At 72.6% G+C, this 12945-nt stretch carries 11 protein-coding genes; 1 reads left to right on the top strand and 10 read right to left on the bottom strand.

Annotated features, from left to right (window positions below):
• The 10 genes from VI078_04015 to VI078_03970 all read right to left on the bottom strand — a co-directional run.
• Positions 1 to 517 (bottom strand): Hpt domain-containing protein (locus tag VI078_04015; GenBank protein ID HEY5998451.1); only part of this gene is annotated, 517 nt, incomplete at its 3' end.
• Entirely contained in the window at positions 514 to 888 is a 375-nt protein-coding gene (locus tag VI078_04010) for a response regulator (protein ID HEY5998450.1), read from the bottom strand. The genes VI078_04010 and VI078_04015, both read right to left, overlap by 4 nt.
• Positions 885 to 1727, bottom strand: coding sequence for a protein-glutamate O-methyltransferase CheR (locus tag VI078_04005; GenBank protein ID HEY5998449.1), 843 nt, complete (start codon positions 1725 to 1727; stop codon positions 885 to 887). The genes VI078_04010 and VI078_04005 overlap by 4 nt, the downstream gene beginning before the upstream one ends.
• 45 nt (positions 1728 to 1772) lie before the next feature.
• Positions 1773 to 3608 (bottom strand): methyl-accepting chemotaxis protein, encoded by a 1836-nt coding sequence (locus tag VI078_04000; protein ID HEY5998448.1) that lies wholly within the window; start codon positions 3606 to 3608, stop codon positions 1773 to 1775.
• Positions 3609 to 3638: 30 nt separating this feature from the next.
• Positions 3639 to 4928: a substrate-binding protein gene (locus tag VI078_03995; GenBank protein HEY5998447.1), complete on the bottom strand. Its 1290-nt coding sequence runs from the start codon at positions 4926 to 4928 to the stop codon at positions 3639 to 3641.
• A 15-nt stretch (positions 4929 to 4943) separates the two neighbouring features.
• On the bottom strand, positions 4944 to 5426 hold the full coding sequence (locus VI078_03990; protein HEY5998446.1) for a chemotaxis protein CheW: 483 nt from the start codon (positions 5424 to 5426) through the stop codon (positions 4944 to 4946).
• 193 nt (positions 5427 to 5619) lie between these two features.
• Positions 5620 to 8382, bottom strand: coding sequence for a PAS domain-containing protein (locus VI078_03985; GenBank protein HEY5998445.1), 2763 nt, complete (start codon positions 8380 to 8382; stop codon positions 5620 to 5622).
• A complete protein-coding gene (locus VI078_03980) occupies positions 8379 to 9707 on the bottom strand; it encodes a sigma-54 dependent transcriptional regulator (protein ID HEY5998444.1) in 1329 nt (442 codons plus the stop codon). The genes VI078_03985 and VI078_03980 overlap by 4 nt, the downstream gene beginning before the upstream one ends.
• 22 nt (positions 9708 to 9729) lie before the next feature.
• Positions 9730 to 11529: an aspartate--tRNA ligase gene (aspS, locus tag VI078_03975; protein ID HEY5998443.1), complete on the bottom strand. Its 1800-nt coding sequence runs from the start codon at positions 11527 to 11529 to the stop codon at positions 9730 to 9732.
• A 63-nt stretch (positions 11530 to 11592) separates the two neighbouring features.
• Positions 11593 to 12372: a YIP1 family protein gene (locus VI078_03970; GenBank protein ID HEY5998442.1), complete on the bottom strand. Its 780-nt coding sequence runs from the start codon at positions 12370 to 12372 to the stop codon at positions 11593 to 11595.
• 291 nt (positions 12373 to 12663) lie between these two features.
• Here VI078_03970 and VI078_03965 point away from each other — a divergent pair.
• On the top strand, positions 12664 to 12945 hold a 282-nt coding region (locus VI078_03965), incomplete at its 3' end, for a hypothetical protein (GenBank protein ID HEY5998441.1).

Genomic DNA, 12945 nt, shown 5'->3' with positions numbered 1-12945 from the left:
CGGGGTGCACGGCGGCTTCGACGAAGAACAGCCCGAGCCCCCGCCCCGTGGCCGCCGCCGCCTCCAGCCGCTCCTCCGGCGAGAGCGGAGCCATGCGCGCGGCCGGCGCGCGCTCGGCCATGAGAAAGGCCTCGCAGCGCTCCTCGGCCGCCGCCGGCGGCTGCGGCTCCTCTCCCGCCGCCAGGGCGGCAAGCATCGCGGCGAGGCCGTCGGCTCCCGCAAACAACGTCTCCAGGGCCGCGGCGGCACGCGTGGGCTCGGCCGCCGCGATCGCGAGCACGTCCTCGAGGCGGTGGCAGAGCAGGCCGACCGCCTCGAAGCCCATCGACGTCGCGTCCCCCTTGACCGTGTGCAGCGCGCGCTTCACCAGGCGCACGCCCTCGCCGTCGAGCCCGTCGCGCTCGAGCGCCACCAGGGTTTCCTGCATCTGCTCGAGCAGCTCGCCCGACTGCGCGAGGAACAGGCGCCGGAGTTCCCGGACCTCCTCCGCGTCGAGGTGCTCGAGCCGGGCGCTCACCGGCCCGTCCCCTGTCGCCGCGCCGCGTGGTGCTCGATCTCCTCGCGCAGCCGCGCGATGGCCAGCGGCTTGGTCAGGCAGCGGATCGCGCCGGCGCGGATCGACTCCGCCATTTCGCCGCTGCCGGCGTTGCCCGAGTAGGTGATCGCCGGCAGCCCCGGGCGCAGCCGCTTGATGATGCGCAGGGCGTTGATCCCGTCGAGCCGCGGCATCTTGATATCCAGCAGCGCGAAGTCGTACTCGCGCTCGATGCAGCGCAGCACGGCCTCCACGCCGTCGGGCACCAGGTCGACCTCGTGCCCGATCTCGCTCAGTTCCGCCTCCAGCACACGGCCGAAGTTGCGCTCGTCCTCCGCCAGCAGGATCCTCACGACGACGTCACCTCCACGGGCTTGCGGTAGGCCGCGCCCTTGCGGTCGAACACGAACTCGAAGCGCGAGTCCACGCCTTGCAGGCTCTCGGAGTGCCCGAGAAACAGGAACCCGCCCGGCGCCAGGTTGCGGTGGAACCGGTCGATTACCTTGCGCTGCTCCTCTTGATCGAAATAGATCAGCACGTTGCGGCAGAAGATCACGTCCAGGTCGCGCAGGCCGTTCTCGTGCTTGAGGTTGTGAAAGTCGAAGACCACGAGCCGGCGCAGCGACTCGCGCACCGCGTACTGCTCGCCGCGCTGCTCGAAGTACCGCTGCAGCAGCGGCTCGCCGACGCCGTCGCGCACGCGCGCGGCCTGGTAGCAGCCGCGCCGCGCCGCCGCGAGGACCCTCATGTTCAGGTCCGAGGCGAAGACGCGCAGCTCCCACCCCTCGGGCTGCCCCAGCTGCCCCAGCTGCTCGAGCAGCGTCATCGCGATCGAGTAGGGCTCCTCGCCGGTCGAGCAGCCCGCGGACCAGACGCGCAGCCGCGGCAGCGGCGAGCGCGCCTTGGCGCGGGCGAGGGCCGGCAGCACCGTCTCGCGCAGCAGGTCGAACTGCGCCTGGTTGCGGAAGAACGAGGTCTCGTTGATCGTCAGCAGCTCGAGCAGCTCCGGCAGCTCGGTCTCGGGGGCCCCGAGCAGGTGGCGGTAGTACCAGTACGGGCTCGCCGCGCCGGTGCTCTGCATGCGCCGGCGCAGCCGGTACTCCAGGAACTCCCGCCGGCCCTCCTGCAGGTAGATGCCCGACTCCCGGTAGATCAGGTTCCGGAAGAGGGAGAACTCCTCCTGCGTGAGCATCGCCCCGCCCGCCCGTCGTTTCCGCCCGTCTCCGCCCGCCCGCCGCTACGCCGCCCGCGGGAGCCGCCGCGTCCCGCCGAGGGCCGCCGCCGGCGTCTCCGCCGCCGCCTCCCGCTCGAGCGTGAAGGCGCCGACGATCTCCCGGAACTCCTCCGACTGCTCGCGCAGCTTGGTCACGGCCTCCGAGAGGTCCGTCGCGCTCGTGCGGTGCAGCTCGTCGGCGGCCTTCGCGAGCGTCGCCCCTTGGGCGGCGCCGTCGTGGAGCTGTCCGCGCATGCGCTCCATCGTCCTGACGATCTGCTCGGCGGCCATGGCCTGCTCGTCCGCCGCCGAGCTGATCTCGTGCGTGATCTCGCGCAGGTTCTCGGCGGCCTTCGCGATCTGGCTGCTGCCGCGGGACTGCTCCTGGACGGCGGCCCCGACCTCGCGGGCGTAGCGGTCGACCTCCACGACGTGCCCCTCGATCGTGTGCAGCGACTCGCCCACCTGCCGGCTCATCTCGACGCCGCGCTCCACGAGGCTCGTCGAGCGCTCCATGAGCCGGACCGCAGCCTGCGACTCCTTCTGAATGCCCGAGATCAGCTCGGCGATCTCGCGCGTCGAGCGCGCCGAGCGCTCCGCGAGCTTGCGGACCTCGTCGGCGACGACCGCGAAGCCCAGGCCGTGCTCGCCCGCGCGCGCGGCCTCGATCGCCGCGTTGAGCGCGAGCAGGTTGGTCTGTTCGGCGATCTCGTCGATGACGTCCACGATCCGCCCGATGTCCTCGACCCTGCCGCCGAGCGCGCCGATCGTGTCCGCAGAGCGCACGATCGCCGCACTGATCTCGTCGGTCCCCCGCACCGACTTGTCGACCGCGCCGAGGCCGTCGGTGACCGCGGTGCGCGCCTGCTGCGAGAGATCGACGAACACGCTCACCGTCGCGGCGATGCGGCCGACGGCGACGGCCATCTGCTCGACCGAGGCCGAGGTCTGGGTCACCGCCGTCGCCTGGCCCTGGCTGTTGCGGGCCACGTTCTGGATGTTCGTCGACATCTCGTGCATCGTCGCCGTGGTCTCCTCGACCGCGGTCGCCGACGACTCGTTGAGGCGGGCGGCCTGCTCGGAGGTGCTCGCGGTCTCGCGCGCGGCTGAGGCCACGCGCAGCGCGGTGTCGGCGATCCGGTTGGAGGCCTCCGCGATGCGGTCCGAGGAGTCCTTGACCCGGCGGATGAGCACCGCGAGCGCGTCGATCATGCGGTTGACATCGCGCGCCAGATCGGCGATCTCGTCCCCGCCGCCGTCATCCGCGCGCGCCGTGAGGTCGCCCGCGGCGACCGTGCCGACGGTGCGCGCCAGCCGCGCCAGGGGGCGGTTCACGACCCAGCGCGAGAGCGCGTACATCCCCGCGGTGAACAGCAGCACGGTCAGCAGCACGCCGACGGCGACCGTGACGTAGCCGCGGCGGAGGCCGGCCTGGAGGCCGCTCTGGTCGTAATGGAGCCTGAGGCGGCCCAGCAGCTGCCCCTCGTCGTTCTTGATCTCGCGCTCGAAGGCCAGCATTCCGGCGGCAAGCGGCGGCTCCTTGAAGTGCTCCGGGTCCTGCGTCAGCGGCCGTCCCTTGTCGTCGTAGTAGGCCGCGAACGCGATCTCCGGGTCCTTCGCGGCCTGCTGCGCGAACGCGTCCAGCGCGGCGATGTTGTAGAAGCTGATGTACGTCAGGCCGATCTTCTCCATGAAGCTCGTCATCGCCTCGCCGCGCGCGCGCAGCATGGCGCGGGCGAGCGTGTTGTTGCTGCGCACGACGTAGATCCCCTGCGCCCCGAGCAGGACCACCGTGAGCAGGACCGTGACGGCCATGAACTTGGCCGTGATCGTCCGCAGCCCTCGCACCTTGAACCGCATCTCGGCACCCCCCTTTCGCGCCGCCGGCGGCTATTCGCCGGGGAGCTTCTCGAGCGCCGGCGCCTTCCCCGCTGCCGCGCGCAACGCCTGCCACTCCTCGCGCGTCACCGCCGCCTCCTGGCCGGGCAGCGCGTCGAGGATCTCGAAGTAGTCCTCCTTGAACTTGTCCCGCAGCACCTCGGCCGCCGGCTTGCAGCGCACGGCGTAGACGGTCTGGACCGACTGGTGGTCGAAGGGCCGCCAGGTCTGCGCGTCCTTGAGCCGGGTGTACGCGTGCCCCTCGAGCGCGCGGACCACGGCCGGCCCGTCGAAGGAGCCGGCGCGCTCGACGGCCGCCTTGTACTCCTGGACGATGACGTACGCCGACGCGCCCGAGGTGCAGGGATAGCGCTTGTAGCGCTCCGCGAAGCGCTCGACGAAGCGCTGGCCCCCGGCGTAGCCGTACTTGTACGGCACGTTCCACGCCCAGGGCAGCGCCCCGAGGACCCCCGCCATCGACTGCGGCCCCGCGTCCTCCGCCATGCCGAGGGTCAGGTTCGGCACCACGATCTGCATCGCCTGCTTGAGCCCGAGGCCGTTGGCCATGTTGATCGTGTTGACCATGTCCGTGCCGAAGAGCACGAGCACGAGCACGTCGGGGCGCGCGGCGGCGGCCCGCTCCAGCGCCGCGCGGAAATCCTTCGCGGTCGCGGTCGGGAACGGCGTCCTGACCCCGGGGTGCGCCGCCGTGTCGGTGGTGCCCGTCAGGCGGCGCAGCGAGTCCTCGGTCGTCCAGCCCCAGGTGTAGTCGGCGGTGATGTAGAAGTACTTCCGGCCCGCGAACTGCTTCGTCAGGTACCGCGAGAGCACCTTGGCCCCCATCCAGGAGTCGTAGCACTCGCGGAACGTGAAGCGGTGCCCGTCCGTGCCCGTCGTCGCGGTCGAGTAGGTCAGCGTCCCGAAGAACGGCACGCCCTTCTGCTGGGCGATCTCGCCGGCGGCCACCGCCACGCTGCTGGCCGAGCCGCCGAAGAGCATCGCGACGCGCTCCTGCTCGATGAGCTCGAGCACGTTGCGGCGCGTGACGTCGACCTTCGACTGCGAGTCGCGCCAGACCAGTTCGACCCGCCGGCCGAGGATCCCGCCGGCGGCGTTGACTTCCTCGACCGCCATCTGCGCGGCGCGGAACTGATCGAGGCCCTGCGTGAAGTACGGCCCCGTGCGCGGGTAGTTCAGCCCGAGCTTCACGGTCTCCTGCGCGGCGAGCAGCGACGGCAGCGCCGCCCACGCGGCGAGAACCGCCAGCAGCGTCGCGGCGAAGGCGCGGCGGCCCAGTCCCATGTCGATCCCCCCCTCTCAGGCGGCCTGGGTGTCCGACGACTGGCGGGCCGGCGCCGTCGCCCTCTTGAGATCCTCAAGGCCGAGGACCTTGCGGAAGTCCAGCAGCGAGATCAGGCGGCTGTCGACCTTCGCGACCGCGCTGATGTACTCCACCCCGCTCGCGGCGACGATGTCCGGTGGCGGTTCGAGGGCGCCGTCCGCCACGCGGATCACCTCGTAGACGGCGTCGACGAGCAGCCCCACGAGCTTCCCGCCCTCCTCGGAGACGAGCACCCGCGTGTGCTTGTCGCGCGCGGACTCCGCGAAGCGCAGGCGCCGGCGCAGGTCGATCACCGGCAGGATCTTCCCTCGCAGGTTGATCAACCCCTCGAGGAACTGGGGCGCCTCCGGGACCGCCGTGACCTCGGGGACCCGGACGATCTCGTGGACCTCATCGATCGGTACGCCGAAGAACTCCTTGCCCATCCCGAAGACCACGATCTGCATTCCCTTCGCCATCTCGCCTCCCTCCCCCCGCCGCCACCGCGGCCTGTCCGCGATGTCGGCGCTTCTCGCGGATGGGCAAATGCACCGAATATGCCAAAGAGAAAGACGAGCCAAAGCAGTCAGTTACAGATTTGGATACCGCGGGGATCTCAGGCACTTCGCCCGAGCGTCGGGCAGAATGCCCGATCACCGGGGGGGGCGGGATTCAGGCGGTCGGGAAGGTAATCCGCACGGTGACGCCGCCACCGGGCGGCGACTCGATGGCGATCGAGCCCTGCCGCTCCTCAATGATGCGCCGGGCGATTGAAAGACCGAGGCCGGTGCCGCCCCGGTTCCCCTTCGTCGTGAAGAAAGGCGTGAAGAGCTTGCCCGCCGCCTCCGGCGCAATCCCGGGGCCCGAGTCGCAGATGCTCAGTGTGACGCCGCCCTCGTGCGCCGCCCCGCCCAGCCGCAGCGTCCCGACCTCCTGCATCGCATCCAGCGCGTTCGTCAGCACGATGAGCAGCACCTGGCGCATCTCGTCCTCGCGGACGCGGACCGCCGGCAGGTCGCCCGGGTACTCGCGGACCACCTCGACGGCCTGCAGCCGTCCCTGGAAGCCGATGAGCTCGACCGCGCGCTCCAGTGCCTCGTGGGGCGCCACGGCGGCATCCTCGGCACCGCCCGGGCGGACAAAGGAGAGCATCGCGGTGGTGATCTTCTTGCAGCGGAAGACCTCCTCGTGCACGATGCCGAGGTAGTCGGCGAAGAGGGCCGGGTCGATCTGGCCGCGCTCCAGGCGGCGCAGCAGGGCCTCCGCGCAGCCCCCGATGGAGGCCAGCGGGTTGTTGATCTCGTGGGCGATGCCCGAGGCCATCTGCCCGAGCGCCGCGAGCCGCTCGCTCATGATCAGGCGCTGCTCGCGCTCGCGCTCCACGCTGACGTCCTCGACAAGGTGCACGAAGCGGTTGATCGCCCCCTCGCCCGAGGCGTACGGGAAGATCGAATAGCGGAACACGCGGCCGGTCCGCGGATCGAGCACCTCCTCGTTGACCGCCTCGCCCCTCCTGGCCTGCCGCACCAGCGGACAGCCGGCCGCGCCCTGGTGGCCGGCGAGGCAGAAGTCGCGACAGTCCCGGCCGATGAGGTCCCGCGGATGCGCGCCGAAGTACGCGGCGTAGGCCCGGTTCACCTTCACGATGCGGGCGTCACCGTCAAGGATGGAGATCATGTCGGTGATCCCGTCGAACGTGCCCTGCCACTCCTGGTGCGACTGCGAGACGACCTCGAGCAGCGCCTGCAGCTCCGCGATCAGCCGCTCGCGCTCGGCCTGCGCCTGGCGCTGGCCGGTGATGTCGCGGGAGATGCCGAACACGCCTCCCGCGTCGGGGAGCGCGACGAGCGTCGTCCCGAGCCAGACCTCGCCGGCGGGAAAGGCGAAGTGGTCCTCCCGCGCGCCGCCGTCCTCGCCGCGGAGCGCCGCCTCGAGCGCCGCGGCGACGGTCGCGCGGGCCTCCGGCGGCACGAACTCCGCCACCCGGCGGCCGGTCAGGTGCTCGGGCGTCGTCCCGAACAACCGGGCTCCGGTGCCGTTGATGAACGCCAGCCGCTGCTCCGGGTCCACGATGAAGATCGTGTCGCTCGCCGCCTCGGCGAGCGTGCGGAAGCGCTGCTCGCTCTTGCGCAGCCGCCGCTCCGCGACGCTCCGGCGGATGACGCTCGCGAGCGTGTTCGCCACCGCCGTCAGGAACTCCACCTCGGCCGGGCTCTCGGCATGGCCGGGGCCCAGGTAGAGGTTGAGCACGCCCAGCACTTCGCGGCCCAGCGAGAGGATCGGCACGCAGTAGTGCCCGTGGGCGGGCATCCCGGCGTACCGCGTGTCGTGGCGCTCGTCGAGATCCGCCGCGTGCACCACGTGCCCCTGCGCCGCCGCCCGCCCGCAGAGGCAGTGGCCGAAGGGGACCCGCGCGCACGCCTCGGCGAGGCGCGGATCGAGGCCGCTGTGCGCGCGCATGACGAGCGCGCCGTCCTCGACGAGGAAGATGCTGCCGCGGGGCTCGACGGTCAGCCAGGGGATCGCGAGCACCAGCTCGAGCGCGCGCTGGAGCACCGCCTCCAGGCGCTGCTCCCCGAGCGAGAGCCGCAGCACGTCGTTGACCACCCGCTGCGCGTCCAGCGTCCGCCGCAGCCGCTCCTCGCCGCGGCGCAACTCCTCGTTCGCGGCGTTGAGCCGCCCGAGGAGCGCGACGCCCTCGCGCTCGCGCGCCTGCACCGTGCCGGCCATCCGGTTGAAGCCCGCCTCGACGCGGGAGATCTCGTCGCGCCCGGTGATCGGCGCGCGCACGCCGAGATCCCCGCCCTCGAAGCGCTGCATCACGAGCCCGAGCGCATCGAGCCGCCCCGTGATCCAGCGCCGCGTCACGATGAGCGTGCCGGCCCCGGCCAGCGCCAGCAGGGCCGCGAGCATCGCCAGGGCCGTCCCGATCTGCTCGGCGACCTCGCGGTTGTACTCGCCGAGGTCGAGATCCACGACGAGGCAGCCGAGCGGCCCGCCCGCGGCGCGGTGGCACTCGGCGCACGCGCCCGTCGCGCTCAGCGGCCGCGCCCAGCGCCGGAGCGCCCCCACGGCCACGCTCCCGCCGCCGCCGTGGCACCCGCCGCACCCCGCTGCATCGCGCGCGAGAACCCGTCCCTGCAGCGCCGGGTCCGTCGAACTCCGCACCGTCCCCGCGGCGTTGACGATGAAGACGCGGTTGACCGAGGCCGGCAGCTCCAGCTTCCCCAGCGCGTCCGCGGCCAGGGCGCCCCGGTGCGAGCGCATCCGCGCCTCGATGCGCAGGAAGGCCTGCTCGGCGACCAGCCGCGCGACGACCTCGAGCTTGTGCTGCTCGTGCTCGGATTCGACGGCGTAGTACACGCCGCCGCCGACGAGCCCGCCGCCGACCAGGACCGCGGCCAGGCCGAGCGCGAGCCGCGCGCCGATCCTCACGCGTCGCCCCCGGCGCCAGCCTCCCGCAGCCTGCGGTAGAGCGTCTTCGGGTCGATGCCGAGGATCTCCGCGGCCCGCCCGCGCTGGCCGCCGGTGCGCGCGAGCACGCGCAGGATGTGCTCGCGCTCGATGTCGGCGAGCCGCTGGGAGCCGCCGCCCGCGCCGGGCTCGCGCACGTCGGCCGGCAGGTCCTCGACGCCGATGACCTGCGCCGGGCTCAGCAGCAGCGTCCGCGAGACCACGTTCTGCAGCTCGCGCACGTTCCCCGGCCAGGCGTACGCCCGGAGCACATGCAGCGCCGCGGCGCCGAAGCTCCGCCCGCGCCCCGCCGCCTCGCGCTCGGCGAAGTGCCGCACGAGCGCCGGGACGTCCCCGGCCCGTTCGCGCAGCGGCGGGACCTGCAGCGTCACGGTGCTGATGCGGTAGTAGAGATCCGCGCGGAAGGCGCCGGTCCCGACCAGCGCCTTGAGGTCTCGGTTCGCGGCCGCGACGACGCGCACGTCCGCGCGCAGCTCCTGGATGCCGCCGACACGGAAGAAGACGCGGTTCTCCAGCGCGCGCAGGAACTTGACCTGCAGCGACGCCGGCAGCTCGGCGATCTCGTCGAGAAAGAGGGTGCCCCGCTGCGCGATCTCGAGCAGACCGAGCTTGCGCGCATGCGCGCCGGTGAAGGCGCCCTTCTCGTGGCCGAAGAGCTCGCTCTCGAGCAGCGGCTCGGGAAGCGCGCCGCAGTTGAGCGCCACGAGCGGGCCGCCCGCCCGCGGGGACGCGTCGTGCAGCGCCTGGGCGAGCAGCTCCTTGCCGGTGCCGCTCTCGCCCTGGAGCAGCACCGGGTGGTCCGAGACGGCGACCTTCGCCAGCGTCTCGAGCAGCAGTCCCATCCCCGGGTCGGCGCTGACGATCGCCCGCGGGGCGCGGCCGCGCTCGATCTGCGTCCGCAGCGCCACGTTCTCCCGGCGCAGGCGCGCCTTCTCGACCGCCTTGTCGATGACCGCGCGCAGCTCGTCGAAGTGAAAGGGCTTGGTCAGGAAGTCGTAGGCGCCGAGCTTCATGGCCTCGACCGCGACGGCGACCGTGCCGTGCGCGGTGAGCACGATCACCTCGGGGCCGGTCTCCGCCCCGCGCAGGCCGCGCAGGACGCCCATGCCGCCGCCGCCCGGCATGTGCAGGTCGAGGAGCGCGACATCGAACTCCTGGCCCGCCAGCAGCCCGGACGCCGCCGCCGCGTCCGGGGCCTCGGCGACCTCGTGCCCCGCCTCCGCAAGTTCGAAGCGCAGGATGCGACGGAGGCTCCGGTCGTCATCGGCGACGAGGACCTTCGCCACCGCAGCGCCCCCCGCCGTCCGTCTAGGCCGGGTCGCGCGGCAGGACGTCCGTCTTCAGGTGCAGCTCGCGCAGCTGCTTGAACTCCACGTGCGACGGCGCGCCGGTGAGCGGACAGGTCGCCTTCTGCGTCTTCGGGAAGGCGATCACCTCCCGGATCGAGTCGGCGCCGGCCAGGATCGCCAGCAGGCGGTCGAGGCCGAGGGCGATGCCGCCGTGCGGCGGCGCCCCGAACTGGAAGGCCTCGAGCAGGAAGCCGAACTTCGCCTCCGCCTCCTCGTCGGGGATGTTGAGCGCGCGGAACATCCGCCGCTGCAGCTCGGGCTGGTAGATCCGCAGCGAGCCGCCGCCGATCTCCTGGCCGTTGAGGACGATGTCGTACGCCTTGGCCCGCACCTGCAGCGGGTCGGTCTCCAGCAGGGGCAGGTCCTCGTCCATCGGCGCGGTGAACGGATGGTGCTTCGCCTCGAGGCGCTTCTCCTCCTCGTTGTACTCCAGCAGCGGGAAGTCGGTGATCCACAGCAGGTTCATCAGCCCGCGGGGGACGAGCTCGAAGCGCCGTGCCAGCTCCAGGCGCAGCCGCCCCAGCCCCTCGCACACGGTCTTCTCCCGGTCGGCGAGGAAGAGGATCGCATCCCCGGGCGCGGCCTCACAGCGCTCGTTGAACGCCGTCTGGTCGCCGGGCGAGAAGAACTTCGCCACGGCCCCGGCCCAGCCCCCCGCCTCCACCTTGACCCAGGCCAGCCCCTTGGCGCCGAAGAGCTTGACGTACTCGGTCAGTTCGTCGAGGTGCTTGCGCGAGAGCGCCTCGGCGAGACCCGGGGCGCGGATGCCGCGCACCACGCCCCCCTCCGCCGCGACCTTCGAGAAGACCTGGAAGCCGCAGCCGCGCGCCAGGTCGGTGCACTCGCGGATCTCCAGGCCAAAGCGCGTGTCCGGGTTGTCGACGCCGTAGCGCAGGAGCGACTCGGCGTACGTCAGCCGCGGCAGCGGCAGCGCCAGGGGGCGCCCGAGGACCTGCCCGAAGATCCCGCCGATCATCGCTTCGATGAGCTCGAAGATATCCTCGCGCCGCACGAACGAGAGCTCCATGTCCAGCTGCGTGAACTCCGGCTGGCGGTCGGCGCGCAGGTCCTCGTCGCGGAAGCAGCGCGCGACCTGGTAGTAGCGGTCGACGCCCGCCACCATCAGCAGCTGCTTGAAGAGCTGCGGCGACTGCGGCAGCGCGTAGAACTGCCCGGGGTTGACGCGGCTGGGCACGAGGTAGTCGCGCGCGCCCTCCGGCGTGCTCTTGGTCAGGAAGGGGGTCTCGACCTCCAGAAAACCGCGCTCGGTGAGGAAGGCGCGCATGAACGAGACGACGCGGGAGCGGAACGCGAGGTTGCGCGCCATTGACGGGCGGCGCAGATCGAGGTAGCGATGGCGCAGTCGAATCGACTCGTCGGCGGTCACGTGGTCCTCGATGGGAAACGGCGGCGTGGCGCTCGGGTTGAGCACCCGCAGCTCGGTGGCGAGCACCTCGACCGCGCCGGTCGGCAGCTTCGGGTTCGCGGTGCCCTCGGGGCGCGGGCGCACCCGCCCGCGCACGCCGAGCACCCACTCGGGCCGCAGCGCCGAAGCGCGCTCGTGCAGCTCGGCGCTCGTCTCCGGGTTGAAGACGACCTGCGTCAGCCCGTCGCGGTCGCGCAGGTCGACGAAGATCACCCCGCCGTGGTCGCGGCGGCTGTGCACCCATCCGGCGAGGAGCACCTCGCTCCCCGCATCCCCGGCGCGCAGCGCCCCGCAGCCGTGCGTCCGTACCCACTCCCCCCACATCTCCGTCATGCTCCCCCGCCTCTCGCGTTGTCGCGGGCCGGCCACGCCCCAGGGCGCCGGGCCCGGCGTCGATCAGACCTCGAACTGCCCCCCCAACTGGTGCCAGATCCGCATCAGGCCGAACACGGCCGCGAGCGCCGCCGCCGCGCCGAGACACAGGGCGACCACGAACGGCAGGACCCACGCCCAGAAGGCCCGCGCCGTCGAGGTCCGGTGCAGCTCACGCAGCCCGATGACCTGCACGACCACCTGCCAGATGGCGCCCAGCGCGGCGCCGCACACCGGAAACACGTTGAACGCCGTTGCCGACGACGAGTAGCACACCGCCTTGAGCGTGGTCCCGTAGCCCCCCCGCGCGCCCCCGACCACGGCCAGCGACACGTGCAGCGCCGCGGCCCAGACGACGTTGCCCAGCGCGATCCCGAACGGGAGGAACACGGAGAGGCCGGTCAGCGTGGCGCGATCGTCGAGCAGCCTCAGGAAGCGGCCGCCGTGCTCCATCGGGATCCGCCCGCCGAGGGCCTGCCGCCAGAGCAGCGCCACCGCCAGCGAGAGCGTCCCGACGATCACCGCGTACCAGAGGGCCGCGCCCGTCCCGCCCTCGGGAGCGGTCCCGCGGAAGAAGGCGCTCGGCCTGAACAGCGACTCCTGGAGGGTCTCGGCGAAGGCGGCGAACCAGCCCCGCCCGCCGCGCTGTTCCCAGGGGTTGCGCCACGTCCCGGCGGTGCCGGCGACGGCCGCCGCGGCAACGACCGGCTCGCAGACACCCGGCCCCGGCGCCACCCGCGCGCCGCACCGCGGGCAGTACGCGGCGCCGGCGGGCAGGTCGCGATAGCAGGAGGTGCAGATCATGCGCGGCCGTGCGGGCGTTTCCGGGTCATGGCGGGCGCCATGGTACCAGAAGAGCCGGGGCCCCGGAAGGCGCGGGCGGCAACGATCCGCGCGGGCGCACGGATCCAGCAGGACGGCGCCTGTCGATGTGCGTTGGATCAAGGTGAGTCAGGAATCCGGACCGACACCACGATGGCAAGCCCGCTTTCCCGGTCCGCGCGTGCCCGCGGACGTGGGCAACATCCCGACGTTTGCCTTACCATGCGGATCAACTACAATGCACCGCAGATCAGCGGGGGGGGGACGGAAGGGATGGCGGAGGCGCCCCACGATCGGCAGGATGCCGTCGGGCCCACGACCGGTCGGGCGACCGGCAGCCGCGCGCTGCTCGGCGCGTACGAGCTGCTCCTCGGCGCGGTCTGCGAGGGCGGAACGGACGAGCAGCTCCTCCGCCGCGCCCTCTCGGTGATCGCCACCGTCCCCTGGCCGACGGCCCACCGGTTCCTGTCCGTCTCGCTCCTCGATCCGGCGACCGGGGCGCTGCGCGCCACCGCGGTCATCGGCGGCCCGCGCCGCGACGCCGCGCTCTGCGCC

This window comes from bacterium (assembly GCA_036524115.1).
Taxonomy (GTDB): domain Bacteria; phylum JAUVQV01; class JAUVQV01; order JAUVQV01; family DATDCY01; genus DATDCY01.
Note: the sequence above shows the minus strand (reverse complement) of the source record. Positions and strands in the feature narration are given on the sequence as shown.